Here is an 18,149-nt window from a genome sequence, read left to right as displayed (position 1 = left end):
TGAAGGCAACTGTGTTGCTGGCCTTGATTTTGACTGGCTCACCGGTTTGCGGGTTATTTGGGGCTTTATTGATAATTCCAACTGGGTGCAAAAAATTTTATTTTTCTACGCTGAGCAACTTGTAACTGATCTAGCCGTTAATGAATCACCGTGAACCGGGGGGGGGCGGGAAATTATGTTTGGCCAAAAATTTAGCGACGTATCGCGAATGGCCCGCTAAAAGGGAAGAGTGGAGAACGGTGGGAAAACAATCGCGACGTTTGCAATAGAAAAAATATTACATAAAGAATGTGGCGAAACTCTGTTTAAATATTTACGTACGAGCAAGGTGACGAGTGTCAGAAAAAACCATCCTGGTCTCGCTGAGCGATTAATCGCGGAGGGGTACGAAAAGTGCAAGTGCTATAAAATACATTAATCCCCCAGCTGTCGCGGATGCGACAGCTGGGAAGGAAACGTGTATAACAATACACCTACATGCTAAATTCGATGAATGTCCCGCATTAGGATTTCCGCCTCGTGCCTGTATGCAGCGTCCCTACGCTTAATAGATGTGTAGATATTTAAAAGCGGCCATGGCGATAATGGAAAAAAAACGAACAGTAGAATGAAGAACGCTATCGCATTGTTTCTAATGGACAATTTTCTGCGCTGCTCTAAGTCCGTTTTTAAAACTTCCAATCTGCTCGGCTGCAAGGGGATCAAATATCGCAACTCCGCTATTAACATAGAAATTTCACATTTTTTCTTAGATGTTAAACGGTGTCCGTTTTCGATGATCTTTATTTCTTCGCTGATTCGAGAGGAGATAATCATGAACTCAGGTACGTTCGAGAGCGGATCTGTGGCAGTAAGCACTGCGACGAGATTTATATCTTTAATTGCGTGAGGGTAAATATTGTTGGCGATTAAATAGCGTTCAATTAGTTCTCGAGTTACGTTTTTTACACCAGTTAGAAAAGTGACGCTGTCGATGGCTTGCAAATTTTCGACCATATTATGGCAATGTTGGGAACCATGGGGATGCGAGCGGCTAATAGTTTTTCGAAAACCGGAGTCCATATGAGCCTTCGTATGCACGATGCTAGGACCATTCCCAGCTATCGCATTATTAATGGGCAACCAGGCCATGGCTGTAGGGGGTTTCTCAAAATACTAAAAAACGCGCAGAGACTATTACATAATAACGCGGGACAAATTGCCAACGCGGCGAACCTCTTCAAGAACTAGCGCCCTAAAAAATTGTGCTCCGAAAAAATGACATGGAACTATGCGGGTTATGTTCGATATTATGGTGCATAAATAGACTATGGTGTTGTGCATGTATCTACACCTGTCTCGGACCAAATTTACCTGGATTTATCGCGCTCTCCAAGAAGTGACAGCCATTCTATTGCAGTCTTTAATAAAAAATATTATGCCAGAATTTGGCGCGATAAAGGAGTTCAATGATAGATAAGAGATCACGCAGAATGCATGCTCTTAGGAAGTTGAAGCCATTCACGCCAGCGATCGATACATTGATTTATATCGTCGCCATTGGTATCAAATATTTTTTTGAGGCTAAATGCGCTTGTGCATTTTTGCCAGTCTATTGTTTCTCTGCAAGTGTGACCTTTCGGAAGTACGGTTCCTAAAAAATACAATAAAGCCATGGCGTTGGAGACGTTCGAGTCGAATTCAAAAGGCGATTTGCCGCCGTGAGATAACCAGTTCTCAAGTTTGATAACCTGCGCTTCGGCCGCCGTTTCTGCAAACATCGTCAGCGGTTGGCAGTTGCCCAATGATATTGAGGGGTTAATAATACCTTCCACAACGCATACTAAAGTGATTGTATCACCTGTGCGCAACGCTTCGACCGCTCTCTCTGCAGGCTTGGAGAGCTCGCTGACTATGTTTATCGACTCGTTCGCGCTTTGCAGTCCGAGTAACACAGTATCAGTCGGCGTCGCGCTAATAGAAATGACTTCACCTGTTATAATGATCGTTTTGTTTTTTAGTTTTCTATTGGCCACAACCTGGTTTGAATTGTAGATATGAGACAGCTCTAAGCTATTTAACGGCTTACCAATAGCCTTTGGCGCAAACTCTGGGATAAGGCTAGCGACTCCACTCAATGTTGCAGTAATGTCTTCGGCTAGTATGTTTTTTGTAAAATTTAATGCTTCTTTGCTGATGACCTCTGGTGGAATAGTGGCGGCTGCATGCAAGGCGGAGTCACGGGGCGACTCGCCAATAATATTATAGGGAAACTGATATGTATGGATATGATTCACTAGGCCGAGTCCTGCTATAAGGGCGAAAACACTGCAGGAATAAAATCTTAGTTTAAATTTTTGTGCTTGAAATTTGGTTGCGTTAAATATGGCATCATTGGCGAGTGAGGGAGTTATGCCCGCCATTAGATTGATCGCCGAGCTATCACTTGCAATGCTTATCTTGTAACCATTCTTCAGAAGTTCGTTGATATAAAGCTTGTTATACGAAAGCCAGTAGATGATAAATAACAGGCCTAGCGACAGCGGGCCAAAAACGGCAAGAATTAACGCATTTTTCCAATCCTTTCTGATTAAAGCGGGAAAGAAACCGAAAAAAAGAGTGGTCCAGGAAAGCCCTATAGGGGCATCTTTGAACTCCCCTGTAAGTTCGTTTTGCATCGTTAATTTTGCCATTGGTAATGCCTTGTATTAAACGCAAGCTGATCGATTCGGTTTTGTTAATTTATGCGCCCGTGTGCGCCATGTCTGTAGTCAAATCCTGATTTTCGGATTCACTGAAATGGTGGTCATTCGAATGAACAAGTTTTAAAGGTGAAGGCTGGTGTAGTGGGTCTTGATAGTGGCAGGCACTTACTTTCAATTTTAAAATTTGAAAATGTATAAGTTTTAAGATCCTGTTAAATCACCCGAGCGACTGCTTTAACGGTCGATAAGGCGTGATAAATCACAATGTCAGGATAAGCGAGTTTGTATATGATTGCTGTACGGGTTACATTCGATAGGCGTCTGGCGCAATTGTTGAGCTTGTCTATGTATTATGCACGACGTGTATTAGCTGTAAGCCGGGAGATATCAGTGATACTGATTGTCGCGAGGAGATAAAGTCGAATGCGGGATGAATTCGTTTTAAGACGCTCATCTCGGTTGATTCGTTGAACTCATTATGGTCAGTTTGAATGCAACAATGTAGGGCAACTAATCCCGGAGACCACGTTAAGTTTTTCTCGGCCCGAGCTAGCGCCAGCCCGCCGTTGAATTGATGGGGTCGAACCCAGTTGTACCAATACATCAAGCTGGGCTTCTTGAGCTGTTCTGTAACCCGTGGTCGGTATCCATTCCGTGTTCAAGCTGCGGAAAACGCGCTCCATTGGCGCATTGTCCCAGCAATTCCCCCGGCGACTCATGCTCTGGCGCCAGCGATTACGCCGCAACCGCTGGCGAAATAAACGACTCGCATACTGCGACCCTTGATCCGAGTGAAACAGCAGGCTCTGCGGTCTTCCTAGTTGCTCGTCAGTCATTTCAAGCGCCTTGATAGCCAGATACGGCGTCCGGCTTTTCCGACAAAGCCCAGCCCACCACCCGGCGCGTGCAAAGATCCAGCACGACCGCCAGGCAGTGCCATTTCCCTTCAGCCCAGATTTAGGTGATATCGTCGCACCACACCTGGTTGGGTGTCGGAACATCGAGCTCCCTATTCTAGATGTTCGGGATATCGAGTCGCTCTACCGTCGCTCGTTTGCAGGCGTGTGAACCGGGTTGTTTGCTGACTAAATCAAGCTCGCGCATCAAGCTGCGCACTTTGAACAGACCGAGCGTCTCACCGTCTTCAAGCATCAGCGACAAGATGCTGCGGCTGCCGGCAGCGCTACGACTTTGCGTGAACAACTCGCTCACCCGGCTGCGCAGCCGAAGCCGTTCGACATCTGGCGTGCGGCGTCTAAGGCGCTGGGCGTAGTAGCACGAATGAGCGACTTCTCAAGCACCTTGCACAGCCAATCAACCGGCTCATGGACGCTCACATGATGGCTCAGCGCGTACGCTCGTGATCTTCCGACATCAAGAGCGCGGTAGCCTTTTTAAGTATCGATTTTTCCCGTTCAAGGCGGGCAATTCGAGCTTCCAGCTCCAGGATTTTCTGTTGTTCCGGGGTCAATACTTTGCTCTGCGGTGTGACGCCTTGGCGCTCCTGCTGAACCTCATCAACCCATCGGCGTAGGGCCGACTCGCCAATACCGAGCGAATGGCTGGCTTTGATGTAGCTGTAGTTTTGTTTGAGCACGAGGTCGGCAGCCTCGCGTTTGAATTCAGCAGGAAAGGAACGGCGTTGCTTGGTCATCTAACACCTCGATCTGGCGAGCACTCTCGCCTAAATGGGTGTCGCTTCATTAGACCACTACAATAAAGAATCGTACGCTGCGGGATCCATAGTGCTAAGTCGTCTTCATCCCGAGAAAACAGGCGTAAGGTATGCGCAAGAACGACGTCCGAAAAGCTATGCTCTGGGGGCAAGACATTGGATAACTCACTCATTCCCGAAGTATTCAAGTCGTCATCGGGATATAGTACGTTAAATTTCAAGCTTCAAAAAAATACCCACAGCTCTGGGGGAGAGATGTGGGCAAAAAAACACACAGGGAGTGAAAGATCGCGTACCTCGACACAGCGTATGTGCCTTCCTTTGGTCGGTGTACGCGGGCTTTCAATGTAAATTCAATAGAATGTAGCGACCGCTGTATGTAGGGAAAGTCTTCACTTTGCATATTTCTGCGCAACAGAAGAGATACTAGGTTGTTTTTTGGGGCTGAGCGTGGACTTTACTAGCAGGCGCCCCCGCCCACCTGATATGAAAGAACTTGATGCTGCATGAACCGCGATAGATTCGCGATCGTTGGTGCTACCTTGAAAGCTGGGTCAAGATTGCCAGTAACGCCTGCGGTATCAATTAAATGATGGGCGCGCAACATTGGTCGCGTCGAGCAGATCGGCCAAGGGTGTAATCGCACACAGCGGGTGTTGCTTCGGAAGGGTGGGCTTCGCCTGGTTGGAGGGACGACTAGAATGCACGAACTGCGCATTGGCGCAATGCCTATAGGCGGAAATCTCGGGTTGGTATCACGATGCTTAACACGGCTGGAATTTTTGGCTACCCTTCGAGTAGAGTTAGAGGCGCGATGTCCGTTGGCGTTTTTTTCGCTCATAATTTAGCCAATTGCACATCCCGCAGCTACATCAATTGTGCATTCAAATTCGATGGAGCCGCAGTCGCCGATGCTCGCTTTGGTCGCAGAATTGCAAATGACCATGGTAATAAGTGAGTTTCGCAAGGTTAGTTGCAACCGAACAGTTCAGTAGAGGTTGCGAGATTAACCAGTATTGATAGCAAGCCAAGCAGCAAGCGTCGCCTCTGAAAGCGCTCAGGTAGTAGCAGATTCAGTCGTTTAAAAACCCTAGCTTGGAGGGGGCGCCGATATGGTTAACTTACCGCAAGCGATGCGTCGATACGTAGCCGATCTAAATAGTCCGCCCATTGTTGAGCCGCCTCCCGGCGTTGTCTTAACAATTGCGCCCGTGCATACACTGCGCCCAGAGCCCCTGGCATACGGTGGGATAAGGACAGCTCCAACACGATCGGATCAATGTCCAAGTGCTCGTGAGCAATGGTTCGGAAGGTGGCGCGGAAGCCGTGCGCGGTAATTTTGTATTCCGGCCAGATGCGCTGAAACGATTTGAGCATGGATGTCGGATTAATTGGATTACCTGGGTGAACAGGCGAGCCAAATACCCAACCGTAGCCTTCTTCATCCACCACACTGCTCTCGCGCTGTCCGCGGAGTAAGGCCAATGCTTGCTCCGGCAACGGCACAATGTGCTTGGCCCGATTGAGATGCTTAGTTTTGCTAACCACGTAACGCCAGTCGGCGCCTACCAGGTCGATGTCTTCCCAGCGCATGTTAGCTAATTCTCCGGGACGTACCGGCAGAAGGACCAGCAGCCGCATAGCTGTAGTGACGATGCCATCACAACAGTCGTCCAGGCGCAGCAAAAACCGGCCCAGGTCAGCCGGACGTTCGATGGCAGGGTTGCTGACCACCATGTGGCGGATCTTCAGTTCTTCTGTGTTGCTAAGTGCTACGTTGCGCTCCACCCAGCCACGTCCTTCGGCAAAACCCAGCACCGCGCGGATAATGGTACGCACGCGCGCCGCCATGGCCATGGTGCGCTTGCGGCGTAGTTCGGTAATGATTGGGGTGATGTGTTCCAGCTTTACCTCGCTAACCGGTCTGTGGCCGATGGACGGGAAAATATGATTGTCGAGCGCACCACGAAAACCAGAAAGAGATTTAGACACCAATTGCGCGGACTTGAACTCCAACCATTGTTCGGCCACAAACCTGAATGTCCGCATCTCGCTGAGACGCTGCGCCGCGATCTTGGCGGTTTTGGTCTGGAGGGGCGCAATATGATTAGCCACGTCGCGTCGCGCTGCCCTGGCGATATCACGAGCTTCTTTGAGTCCAATGTCAGGGTAGCGGCCGACGGCAAACAAGTTCTCCTTGCCGTGCAGGCGGTACTTTAATCGCCAATACTTGGAAGGGGGTTTGGCTGTCTTTAGCGACGTTCTTACCTGCAGGAATAGGCCCGGAACTTCGCCGTCCGCGTACTTGCCCGATTGGTCTACCGCTCGGACGAATGTATCGGTAAGTTTGCGTCGAAAAGCGGCCGGGCCTGATGCCATTCTGGGGGTACCGTTTTTTCTTTGGGGTAAAATTTATTTTTAATATACCCCCAAGGCTCCAGGAAACTAGTGGAATTCGACGGACGGCAATGGACAGCTTGTTCTCCTAATTACTTGTTTAATAAGATTTATTTGGACTTTTATGGAAAACGCTTAAAGACTATTGGGGTCCCCGAAAAACATCTGAATCCGCGATCGCAACCAGCGCTCACCCGGATCATTATCCTGTGACCCGCGCCACGCCATATGCAATTCAAAGCTGCGCACCGGCAACGGCGGTTCCTCCGCACGTACACCACCCGCGGCCGTGAGGGCTTCTGCCGTGTAGTCCGGAACGGTGGCGACGATGTCAGTCCCGCTCAGCAGCGTGCTCAACCCGTTGAACTGCGGCACCGCGAGCACGACATGGCGCTTGCGTCCCAGTTTTTCCAGCTCTTCATCGATAAAGCCGCTGAGGTCGCCGGCGAATGACACCAGAGCATGAGGCCGCGCGCAGAAGTCATCCAGGCTCAAGGGGCCGGGCACGGTATCGGCACGCAGCAGCTTGGGCGAGCTGCGGCGCAGGACTTTACGCTTGGCATTCGCCGGCAAGTCGGTGGTGTAGCTGACGCCAATGGAGATTTCGCCGGAGGCCAACAATCCCGGCATCAGGATGTAATTGACCCGCCGGACCACCAGCACAATCCCCGGAGATTCGGCCCGCAGGCGCTTGAGCAGCATCGGCAGCAGGGCAAACTCGACATCGTCGGAAAGACCGATGCGGAACACCGCAGTGCTGGTGGCCGGGTCAAACTCGGCGGCTCGGCTGACGGCGGTGGAAATGGAATCCAGCGCCGGGGAAAGCAGGGCGAAGATCTCCACGGCCCGGGCAGACGGCTCCATGCTGCGGCCAGTGCGCACAAACAACGGATCATCGAACAACCCACGCAAGCGCGAAAGCGCCGCACTGATGGCTGGCTGACCAAGGAAAAGCTTCTCCGCAGCGCGGGTCACGCTGCGCTCGTGCATCAGGGTTTCGAATACGATCAACAGGTTGAGGTCGACACGACGCAGGTCATTACGATTCATCTGGAGTCCAGGCAGAGTCAGTAAACTTGACGTGGGCGGCCATATGAGAACAATGGCCAGCAGGAATATTACGGGGAAAGGCTGGTACTCTGCACCGAGTAATTCAGTTTTCCTACAAAGGCTGCTTCAGTTTCTTACGACATTTGACGATGTTGCCGCTGATGCGGAATCAATGACAAGCATGTCGACTATTAATAGCCACAGATAGTGTTGGGTTGAAAGCCCAGCTAGAGTTCATGGCATTAGAGGTTCATTTGGCGAGGTTTGCGATGTCCCGCACGATCCGGTTTCACAAATTTGGTCCAGCCGAGGTGCTCAAATGCGAAGAGCATGCGGCCGCTCTGCCTGCACCGGGTGAAGTGCAGGTGCGCGTCGAGGCCATTGGCATCAGTTGGTACGACACACTCTGGCGGCAAAACCTGGCGTCTTCCCGTGCTCAATTGCCTGCCGGCCTTGGCCAGGAAATGGCCGGTGTCGTCACGGCTGTCGGTGAGGGTGTCGATGATCTGGCCGTGGGTGACAAGGTCGCCAGTTTCCCGGCTCAAAGCCCGAACGATTACCCGGTCTACGGCGAATTGATTGTGCTGCCACGCACGTCGCTGACCCGCTACCCGGACGTGCTCAGCCCGATTGAAGCCAGCGTGCATTACACGCCTTTATTGATTGCCTACTTTGCCTACTCGGATCTGGCACGGGTCAAACCCGGGCAGTTTGCCCTGGTCACTGACGCCAGCCATTGCGCAGGCCCTTCGTTTGTCCAGTTGGGCAAGGCCTTGGGTGTGCGGGTGATCGCGGCCACCAAGTCGGCGGATGAACGTGAATACCTGCTGTCGTTGGGCGCCGAGAAAGTGATTGTCACCGAGGAAGAAGATCTGCTGATGCGGATCAACAAAATCACTGACAATCGCGGCGTGGATGTGGTGTTCGATGGTCTGGGCGGCCCACAGATGTCACTGCTTGGCGACGTTCTTGCGCCACGTGGCAGCCTGGTTCTGTACGGCCTGCAAGGCGGGAACCAGACACCATTCCCGGCTTGCGCAGCGTTTCAGAAAAATATTCAGTTCTTCGTGCACTGTATCGGTAACTTCACCGGCAAGCCGGAACTGGGCATCATCCAGGATCAGGTTGCACTGCAACGGGCCTTGCGTGACATCAACCAGTTGACCGCCGACCGCGTGGTGCTGCCGCTCAAGACTCGGGTCTTTCCGTTTGCCGAGTTTGTCGAGGCTCACCGCTACATGGACGAATGCCCCTGCCGGGAAAGGGTTGCGCTCCAGGTCGAGCCAGCCTGATCCACTCAAAGAGTCCGTGCCTTCACGGACTCTTTGCTTTCAGTACTTTCCTACATGAGACCTTCCATTGATCTGTCAGTGGAGCAGTTCAGCAACTGAACTGGTTTTTGCTCTCAATCTGTAGCTTCTAATCAGCATCTAAGCCCTGATAATTGAATGATTACTTTCATCTCAAGGAATGAGCTATGAGCCGGTATCAGGCTGATACTTTTCAATGTGCACTGCTGATAAATATTCAACCATTAACGATCGTCTCGGTAGTTGCTGGAAATTTATTGGCTACTTCTTTCTTTATTTCCTGTGTTAAATGTCTGTGGGACTCTGTCGGATATTTCCTAGGACGTCGAAAGGCATGGAGTGAGCCCCCGTTAATACGGGCTCCACGGCTGATCGACAGGATGCAAGGCCTGCGCAGCCTCCGATGCACTCAAATGTCGACATGAACATTTAAGTGCTAGCATTTACCAATATAACCAGTATCCAAACCCTGTTCAGGCCAACCTCCTGCGCCGCGTCCTGCTGTGTGCGCGATATTGAACTACGAGTATCAGGTACATATAGATGACCAATATCCATGAACAAGCCATGAGCAATGTCTATCAACAAGTGCTGCAACGATTGCTGAGTTTCTTTTCCCGGGCCGAACGCACGGCATTGCAGTTGTTGATTCAACGCCTGGGCGTGGCCGCCGGCGGCATGGAGCAGATCGGTGACTTCAAAGTATTGGCCATTCAAACCGGCTCCCGTGACAGTTGCTACTCCCTGGCATTGCTGCGGGCCGCACAGCTGACCATCGCCAGTCGAGCGCCGGCAACGTTCCAGTTGCGCGTGGCAACCCTGCGCCTTGGCAGTTCCAGCGAGGCAGCCCTGGAAAACATTCATCGCAGCTACAGCGCCTTGTTCGTCTACGACGACCCGCGGGTTGAAGTTCTGATGGTGGATAACCGCGAGGTTGTAGCGTTCGATCCCGTGGCCCCGTTGTCTGCGGCAGGCCGTGAGTCCGAACGCACCAACCTGCTGATGATCGGGCACGTGCGGCCCATGGACGGGCCGCTTGACCTGTGGGACAACGGCTACCTGGCCACCGGCGAGTTCTGCGGGCAAATCACCCGCTGGAGTCATGGCGTCGACGCCCTGATCAGCCACGATACGCCGCGCCAACAGAGGCGATTTATCGAAGGTCTGAAACGGGCTGCCACCAAGGCCGGCCACGATATGTCCAGGCATCCCGAGCCGGGCTATGAGGGATTGTTCCGGCTGCTCGACGACCTGGGCGCTCAAGGCTACCAACGGTTTTACTCGCAACCGGGTTATCAACCCTGGCGTCCCGCAGAGGATTTTGAAATCTGCCGCCGCGCGACATTGATTGATATTCACGATTTGCTGGTCAGCAATCTGGAAGAACGATGGCCGCTGCTTACCGAATTTCTCGGATTCCAGGCGGACGAACTGGCGGCTCACCTCTGTGACAATGACTACAGCAGTCTCCCGGTTTGCGCCCACGTGCGCGGGTTGGATGCCTGCTTCGTGCAAGGTCGTACCTATGAAGAGGGGATTGGCGAATACCTGCAACGGGCGTTGGTGATGATGCGCCGTAAACAACTGCCGGAACGCTTGTGCGAACAGGCGATGGAAACCTTTGGCCGGCCAGTGACACTGGCAGAGCAGCGGACAAGGACTGCAACCGAATTGCAACGAAGCCTGGGTTTGAATGAAGCCCAGTTGGTGTGCCTCTTGTTTGCGCCTTTTGTCGACAACGGCGCAACACTCGAGCGATTCCTGCGCCAGTGCCACCCAGGCATGATGGTGGCATTGCCTGATCTGCATCGGGCCATGCAGGGGCAACAAGTTGCCGACCAGATCAAGCAATGGCTCACCGACGTCAGTGGTCTGCCGGTGAATCTCGTCTGCGACCTTTATCGCATGAAGTCGGTGGCGGTACTGGAGGGCAGGGTAGCCGAACCGGTGATCGGCGATGCCGTTGCTGATCCGGTCGACTATCACTCATCCGTGCCGGGTGAGTCGTCCGCCGGTGGTTGAAGGTGAGCCGTCATTGCCAGGCCCGCGGTCCTTGTCCATGAAAGGACCGCGTACTACCGACTTTGCCTATCAGGCGGTATATCGATACCTGACCCACCTCATCGGCGAAACAGCCAATGATGCGCGGGTTCGCCTGCCTTCATTGCGGCAACTGGCAGTGCGGCTGAATGTGTCGATCTCGACCATTCAGTACGCCTACGCGCTACTGGAAAAGGAAGGCCGGGTGTACTCAGAGGCCAAGTCAGGATATTTCGCGCAGCCGGTGCCTGCTGCGAATACGCTCTACAGCGGTAATGACTTGCTCGAAAGCGTTTACGTCAACGCCCGCCGTCCAGGCATGCTGGTACTGAGTACAGACGATCCGGCAATGCTGCAGCCCATAGACAGTCCGTTGCTGCTGCTGGAAAGAGAGTTGCTTCGTCAGTATCCGCGCCAGCCGCAGGCACACTCGCAACCCTGCGGCGAACTGGAGTTGCGCATGGCATTGGCTGCGCGCTACACCACTTCGCCGGTGCGGTGCTGGCACGCTGAAGATGTCTACATCGGGGCGGACCTTCGTGGTGTGCTGGAAATCATGATCGTCGTGCTGGGCCTCAAGGAGGCGACGGTCGTGGTCGAATCGCCGTGTGACTGGGGGATTCTGCGGTTGTTGGATGCGGCAGGCGTCCGGGTCATCGAGTGGCCGGTGATGACCGACGGCAGCCTGAATCATGACCTTCTCAAGACACTGCTGGAAACTGAACCGGTGTGCCTGGTGATGCTTTCGTCCGGCATGAATACGCCCAGTGGCAGCCAGGCGTCCGAGGGCAACCGTGAGGCCATTGCGCAGTTATTGAAGCAGCATGACTGTTGGGTGTTGGAGAACGACTGCTACGGTGAGCTCGAATTCGAACCCGGCGGCCCGCGATTTCGCGAGTGGCTGGCCCCGGAACGTCTGATCGTATTTTCTACTTTCGAAAAAATAATGGGGCCGGAAGCGCCCTTTGGTTATCTACTTTCGCGCCATTTGCGCGTGGAGCTGCAACGCCATTTCCTGCTGCGCGCTTTCCGCCTGTCCGCGATTCGCCAGAAAGCCATTGCCCGCTTGTACAGCAACGGACGCATCGACCAACACCTGCAATTGCTGCGGCGTCGACTCAAGGATGGCAAGGTGCAGATGATTCAGTTATTGCAAGAACGCTTGGCCGATGCCCTGCATTTCGTCGAGCCACAAGGAGGTGCAACGATCTGGGTGCGTCCATTACGGCAGGTCAACGTGCGCCGGGTATTCCAGCGCCTGCTCAAGCAACATGTGGTCATAGCGCCGGGAGAACTGTTCAGCCTCCAGGGGTTACATGCACAGCATCTGCGATTGAGTCATAGCGTGGTTGCTGAACAGGATCTGGCGAACGCCTTGGGTCTGCTGGCGGATGCGCTGCGAATGGAGTCGATCGAATGAACGCAACACCCTGTCTGGTGCAATGCTCGACTTTTATAACACTGAGCTCGATCCTGCACGGGATCGATAACGTCGCGCGACGGTCAAACTGCCAGTAAACTGCGTTCCAATTCCTGAACCACTCTATTCCAGAGGTTTTTGCATGACACTCAGTCAATATGCGGGCAAACCGGCACCGGCAGAATTGTTGGTCGATATCCCGCGACTGGTTACGGCGTATTACACCGGCCAGCCAGATGCCGCCATTTCGACCCAACGCGTGGCTTTTGGCACGTCCGGGCACCGAGGCAGCTCCTTCGACCTGAGTTTCAACGAATGGCACGTTCTGGCCATCAGCCAGGCAATCTGTCTGTATCGCGAGGCGCAAGGCATCGACGGCCCGCTGTTCGTCGGTATCGACACCCATGCGCTGTCCACTCCAGCAGGCGCCAGCGCCCTGGAAGTGCTGGCGGCCAACGGTGTGACGGTTATGATTGCCGAAGGCGACGAATACACCCCGACGCCGGCGATTTCCCACGCGATTCTTTGCTACAACCGTGGACGCACCTCGGGCCTGGCTGACGGCATCGTCATCACCCCGTCGCATAACCCGCCGCAAAGCGGGGGTTACAAATACAACCCCACCAACGGTGGCCCAGCCGATACCCACATCACCAAGTGGATCGAAGCCAAAGCCAACGAACTGCTGGGCAACAAGCTCGCCGGGGTCAAGCGCATCAGTTACGAGCAAGCGCTGAAGGCCAGCACCACCCATCGCCACGATTATGTGAACACCTACGTTGCCGACCTGATCAACGTCATTGATTTCGATGCGATCCGTGATGCCAAACTGCGCCTGGGTGTCGATCCGCTGGGCGGAGCAGGGGTGCGCTACTGGTCGGCGATTGCCGAGCATTACCGCCTGGACCTGGACGTGGTGAACAAACAGGTTGATCCGACGTTCCGCTTCATGACCGTCGACTGGGACGGCCAGATTCGCATGGACCCATCGTCCACGCATGCCATGCAAGGTCTGATCGGCCTCAAGGAACGCTTCGACGTGGCATTCGCCTGCGACCCGGATCACGACCGTCATGGCATTGTCACGCCGTCCGGTGGCTTGCTGGCGCCGAACAATTATTTGGCGGTGTCCATTGATTATCTGTTCCAGAACCGGCCGCAATGGCGCGCCGACGCTGCCGTAGGCAAAACGGTGGTCAGCAGCGGGCTGATCGATCGCGTGGCCAAGCGTCTGGGGCGTCGCCTGTACGAAGTGCCGGTCGGCTTCAAGTGGTTTGCCGATGGCTTGTTCGATGGTTCGCTGGGCTTCGGTGGTGAAGAAAGCGCCGGAGCATCGTTCCTGCGCAAGGACGGTGGCGTCTGGAGTACCGACAAGGACGGGCTGATCCCGGCATTGTTGGCCGCTGAAATGACCGCCCGCACCGGTCGCGACCCGAGCCAGGCCTATCGAGCCTTGACCGATGAACTGGGAGAACCGTTCTCCGTGCGGGTCGACGCCAAGGCCAACCCGGAGCAAAAAGCTTTGCTGAGCAAGCTGTCGCCGGCACAGGTGACCTCCACCGAGTTGGCGGGCGAGCCCATCCAGAGCATTCTCAGCCATGCGCCCGGTAACGACCAGGCGATTGGCGGCTTGAAGGTCATGACCGAGAACGGTTGGTTCGCTGCGCGTCCGTCGGGTACCGAAGACATCTACAAAATCTATGCGGAAAGCTTTGTCAGCGACGACCATCTCAAGCAGTTGGTGGCCGAAGCGCAGACGTTGGTGGATGGCGCTATTTCCACGAGGTAAGTGATGGGCGTTGGTGGCGAGGGAGCAAGCTCCCGCTGGGCGGCGAAGCGGCCCCCATGGCGCTGTTCCTGACAGTGCGCATTCGTTGTATTTACGACTGCTGCGCAGCCGAGCGGGAGCAAGCTCCCTCGCCACAAATTGAAAGACGACCTATAGAAAAGGGGTGACCGTTCTGGCCACCCCTTTTTTGTGCGTCGCAATTACCCAATCAAGCCAGATCCACCAGCACAATCTCGCTGTCCTCGACGGCTGTTACTTGCAGTACCTGCTCGTCGGCAACTGCAATGCCGTCGCGAGCCTGTGCACGCAAGCCATTGACTTCAATGACACCGGTGGCCGGAACCAGATACGCGCGACGACCGCTGTCCAGCCGATATTCCGCGGTTTCACCCGCTTTCAGGTTCGCCGCCACCAACCGGGCATCGGCGCGAATACGCAGGCTTTGATCATCGCCGTCCTTGCCGCTGGCCAACGTCACGAAACCTTCGCGCTGGCCTTTGGGAAACGGCTTGGCGCCCCAGGACGGTGCCAGTCCGGATTCATTCGGAATGATCCAGATCTGGAAAATCCTGGTCGGTGTCGCTTCCAGATTGTATTCACTGTGGGCAATACCGGTACCGGCGCTCATGACCTGAACGTCACCAGCCTCGGTGCGACCCTTGTTGCCCAGGTTGTCCTGGTGGGTGATCGCACCTTCACGCACGTAAGTGATGATCTCCATGTCCCGATGTGGATGCTGCGGGAAGCCGGTACCGGGGGCGATTACATCATCGTTCCACACCCGCAGGTTGCCCCAGTTCATGCGTTTTGGGTCATGGTACTCGGCGAACGAAAAGTGATGATGTGCATCCAGCCAGCCGTGGTGAGCGCCACCCAGCGAGTTGAAAGGTCTGAGTTCAAGCATGATCGTCTCCTGAAAGGTTCGTCATGGGCTTGATGCATGAGCCATGAAGCGAGACCGGTGGTTGATGACGGCCATCATCCAACAGGCAACAATCGATAAAAAGCGTAAAAAATGCCTCATAACAATCGAATGTATCGATATAAAAACCCTTCGAAATATTGTCATTCGGCCTTCACTTCATCGTATAAGCCAATGAGCTACAAGCATTTCACTAGAACTCATCGGCAAATGCAGACACCATAGCCGTCAACAGTCTCAGACCATGGAGTCCGTCCGCGTGGCGCAACACACCCCCGATCTTCCACCTGAACTTCGCCCTTTGGCCGAGATGCCGCTGCTCAAGCGTCTGGCCGCCCGGTTTTTTGGCCATGGCTTGACCCGCTTGCGTGCACAGCACCGTGCTTCGTGGTTGCACGGCCAGGCGGACGGTTTTCGCAGCGGGCATATTGCCGGGGTGGACTACGGCTACAAGGAAGGCAAACTGGAAGGGCTGGAAGAAGGCCGACAGGTATTGCTGATTCGTGACTCACGCAGCACTGAACACAGGCCGCCCAACATTGATGATCATTTGTTCGATGATTGGCGCCTGCCGTTGACCGCTGAACTGAAAAAACGCATGAAGGCGGACGTCGCTCGACTGCTGCCGCCACACGCGCAACCCAGCACCGCTCAGTGGAAGATGATTTTCAGCGATACACCGTCTACCTCGGTAATCGCCGGCGCGGGTGCGGGCAAGTCGACAACGCTGGTCCTGCGTATTGTGTTGCTGACGCAATATCTGGGCTACGAGCTGAGTTCGATGACAGTCGTGACCTTCACCCGCGAATCGCGCAAAGACTTCATCAACAAGCTGATCGAGCTGTTTGCCCTTTGGGGGCGGGCGCTCAGCTTCAAGGAAGCACGCGATCTGGTGCGTACTTTCCACTCGCGGATTCTGCCCATGGTACGCAGCCTGCCGGGTTTTGAGCGTTTGCAGGCCTTCGAGAACCTCAGCCACCGACCACAAGGTTCTGAGGAAGAGGTGGACAGCAATCCGTTCGACTTGCGCATCAACGATGCCCAGCGCCAGCAACTCAATGCCTGTTATCACACCTTGCATACCCGCGACGAACGCTTTCGCGAGTTGATCAAGCCGCTGTCGCGCCATGCCTTGCAGCTCAAGGAGCTGGAGCGCGATCACCCCGATGTGCAGAAACGCATGGCCGTGACCGAACTGGCCGCCAAGCGCGATGAAGAACTTTGCGACATGATCGAAGACCTGTGGTTTCGCGCCAAAGCCTGGCCGATCAAAGGTATCGAGCCCAATCGCCAGACGTTCGATATCAACGGTTCGAGATTTCATTGTCACGGCTACATTCCGTCGCTGGATGCCTGGGTGGTGCTGGGTTTCGATCCTCGGGAAAACCCTCAACTGACGCGTCCCAACGCAAAGTTGAGCGTGCGCGCGGAATGGGCTGTAAAGCGCACCCTGTTTCAAGCTTTCTGCCGTAAGCCTTTGATATGGCTGGATAGCTATGAATCGTCGAAACGTGTTCTGGCGTCGCTGGCAGGAGAGGCCAGTGCCGGGCCAGGCTTCGATTACAAGGTCAAGGGTGAACTCGCTTCTGCACCGTTGCTCGACTGTTTTGTCGCTGCTGCCGGGTTTATCGAGAACCTGGGCCTGGACGTACCGACCGCCGTGGGCCAGATGAGCTTCGGCAAGGATGACCCGGACCGGTTCTTCTTTGAGGCCTTGAGTCTGTATTGGCGTGCACTGGAAGATCATTTGCTCGACCAGAAACCTCCGATCATGACCTACAACCGGATGTTCGCGCTGTTCAGCGAGCACTCGCCGGAGAATCTCAAGTTGCTCAGCGATGAGTTGCTAAGGCCGCTGTCGCATTTGATGATCGATGAATTCCAGGATGTCTCACCGCAGATCGTGTCGTGGATTCGTGCCAGCCTGGCAGAAATCCGCAGTCGCGGTCCGGCCATGCATGTCGGGCGCGGCGCGCAACGCTCGTCTTTGCTTTGCGTGGGGGATGATTGGCAATCGATTTATGGTTGGCGAGGCAGTTCGCCAAGTTATTTCATGGAGTTCAACCAGTCGTTCTCGTCCCCGAGCACCACCAAAGTCATGCTCAGCGACAATTACCGCAGCCATCAACACATCATCGACGCTGCCGAACACATCGTGCGCGCCGCTCCGGCGATTGCTGGCAAGAAGGCCAAGGCCAGCGGTGAGCCAAAGCCGTTACTGCCAGTCAACGTGCTGGACCGCGACGACCAAGGCCTGGCTCAAAGGTTGATGGAACATTACAGGAAGGGCGATTCAATCTTGATGCTCTATCGAAAAAGCAGCGATAAGTCATTGATAGAAGAGCATATTCAGTCTGTAGTTAATCTTGATTCTAGCTTGCCGTATGACGCAAGGCGCTTGAAACAGCTGACTTATCACAGCGCCAAGGGTCTGCAGGCGGACGCGGTTTTCCTGCTTGGCGACTGTCAGCACTTGACCAGTTCTCCCTACAAGAATCAGGTGTACCGCATGGCCGGCCTGGGCAAGGCTGGTGATAACGAGCCGTACGACAATGCGCAGAAAGACGAAATCCTGCGCCTGGCCTACGTGGGCATTACCCGGGCAGTGAGTCATTGCTACTGGTATGTCGATACGGCGGACAATCAGGCTGCAAACATGCCCAAGGCGTCCGACCGGATCGGTAAGGGCAAGGCATTCTTTGCTGATCATCGCCAGGGCAAGACTGTGGCGTGAGTCTTTGGATTTCACTCAACAAAAAGCCCACCGGGAGTGTAATGCTGTTCTCTTAAGGACGAACACTGTACCTGTGGCGAGGGAGCTTGTCGGATCGCCGCACCGTCCCGCTGGGGCGCGAAGCGGCC

Annotated in this window: 9 protein-coding genes and 1 pseudogene; 5 read left to right on the top strand and 5 right to left on the bottom strand. The window is 54.3% G+C overall.

The window, feature by feature from the left end; all coding sequences use genetic code 11:
- Positions 1-1,463 precede the first annotated feature (1,463 nt).
- The 4 genes and pseudogenes from D8U69_RS12145 to D8U69_RS12130 form a co-directional block, all read right to left on the bottom strand.
- Positions 1,464-2,672, bottom strand: coding sequence for a hypothetical protein (locus D8U69_RS12145; protein WP_130907375.1), 1,209 nt, complete (start codon positions 2,670-2,672; stop codon positions 1,464-1,466).
- Between the two features lie 494 nt (positions 2,673-3,166).
- Positions 3,167-4,338 (bottom strand): annotated as a pseudogene (locus D8U69_RS12140) (IS3 family transposase).
- A 1,137-nt stretch (positions 4,339-5,475) separates the two neighbouring features.
- Positions 5,476-6,738, bottom strand: coding sequence for a site-specific integrase (locus D8U69_RS12135; RefSeq protein WP_130907374.1), 1,263 nt, complete (start codon positions 6,736-6,738; stop codon positions 5,476-5,478).
- 153 nt (positions 6,739-6,891) lie between these two features.
- Complete coding sequence (locus tag D8U69_RS12130) at positions 6,892-7,806, bottom strand: LysR family transcriptional regulator (protein ID WP_130904885.1); 915 nt, start codon at positions 7,804-7,806, stop codon at positions 6,892-6,894.
- Positions 7,807-8,075: 269 nt separating this feature from the next.
- Here D8U69_RS12130 and D8U69_RS12125 point away from each other — a divergent pair, with 269 nt between their 5' ends.
- The 4 genes from D8U69_RS12125 (at position 8,076) to pgm (ending at position 14,365) form a co-directional block, all read left to right on the top strand.
- Positions 8,076-9,098, top strand: a complete 1,023-nt coding sequence (locus tag D8U69_RS12125; protein ID WP_056855393.1) for a zinc-dependent alcohol dehydrogenase family protein — start codon at positions 8,076-8,078, stop codon at positions 9,096-9,098.
- Positions 9,099-9,659: 561 nt separating this feature from the next.
- Positions 9,660-11,138 (top strand): hypothetical protein, encoded by a 1,479-nt coding sequence (locus D8U69_RS12120; RefSeq protein ID WP_130907373.1) that lies wholly within the window; start codon positions 9,660-9,662, stop codon positions 11,136-11,138.
- 37 nt (positions 11,139-11,175) lie between these two features.
- Positions 11,176-12,576, top strand: a complete 1,401-nt coding sequence (locus D8U69_RS12115) for a PLP-dependent aminotransferase family protein (protein ID WP_130907372.1) — start codon at positions 11,176-11,178, stop codon at positions 12,574-12,576.
- A gap of 142 nt (positions 12,577-12,718) precedes the next feature.
- Positions 12,719-14,365, top strand: a complete 1,647-nt coding sequence (gene pgm, locus D8U69_RS12110) for a phosphoglucomutase (alpha-D-glucose-1,6-bisphosphate-dependent) (RefSeq protein ID WP_130907371.1) — start codon at positions 12,719-12,721, stop codon at positions 14,363-14,365.
- 208 nt (positions 14,366-14,573) lie between these two features.
- Here the strand turns inward: pgm and D8U69_RS12100 are convergent, their stop codons facing one another.
- The gene (locus tag D8U69_RS12100) at positions 14,574-15,269 is read right to left on the bottom strand and encodes a pirin family protein (RefSeq protein WP_056855389.1); all 696 of its coding nucleotides are present in this window, start codon (positions 15,267-15,269) and stop codon (positions 14,574-14,576) included.
- 277 nt (positions 15,270-15,546) lie between these two features.
- Between D8U69_RS12100 and D8U69_RS12095 the strand changes: the two genes are divergently transcribed.
- Positions 15,547-18,021, top strand: a complete 2,475-nt coding sequence (locus tag D8U69_RS12095; protein WP_130907370.1) for a UvrD-helicase domain-containing protein — start codon at positions 15,547-15,549, stop codon at positions 18,019-18,021.
- Positions 18,022-18,149: the final 128 nt, after the last annotated feature.

The sequence above is a fragment of the Pseudomonas sp. Sample_16 genome (assembly GCF_004307665.1).
Classification (GTDB): Bacteria; Pseudomonadota; Gammaproteobacteria; order Pseudomonadales; family Pseudomonadaceae; genus Aquipseudomonas.
The sequence above is the reverse complement of the archived record's forward strand: the minus strand, read 5'-3'. Positions and strand labels throughout refer to the sequence as shown.

What these genes read in the sequence shown, in the direction of transcription:
- D8U69_RS12120 (WP_130907373.1), top strand. Translation starts at nt 9,660, where the DNA reads ATGACCAATATCCATGAACAAGCCATGAGCAATGTCTATCAACAAGTG.
- D8U69_RS12115 (WP_130907372.1), top strand. Translation starts at nt 11,176, where the DNA reads ATGAAAGGACCGCGTACTACCGACTTTGCCTATCAGGCGGTATATCGA.
- D8U69_RS12135 (WP_130907374.1), bottom strand. Translation starts at nt 6,738, where the DNA reads ATGGCATCAGGCCCGGCCGCTTTTCGACGCAAACTTACCGATACATTC.
- D8U69_RS12145 (WP_130907375.1), bottom strand. Translation starts at nt 2,672, where the DNA reads ATGGCAAAATTAACGATGCAAAACGAACTTACAGGGGAGTTCAAAGAT.
- pgm (WP_130907371.1), top strand. Translation starts at nt 12,719, where the DNA reads ATGACACTCAGTCAATATGCGGGCAAACCGGCACCGGCAGAATTGTTG.
- D8U69_RS12100 (WP_056855389.1), bottom strand. Translation starts at nt 15,269, where the DNA reads ATGCTTGAACTCAGACCTTTCAACTCGCTGGGTGGCGCTCACCACGGC.
- D8U69_RS12125 (WP_056855393.1), top strand. Translation starts at nt 8,076, where the DNA reads ATGTCCCGCACGATCCGGTTTCACAAATTTGGTCCAGCCGAGGTGCTC.
- D8U69_RS12130 (WP_130904885.1), bottom strand. Translation starts at nt 7,806, where the DNA reads ATGAATCGTAATGACCTGCGTCGTGTCGACCTCAACCTGTTGATCGTA.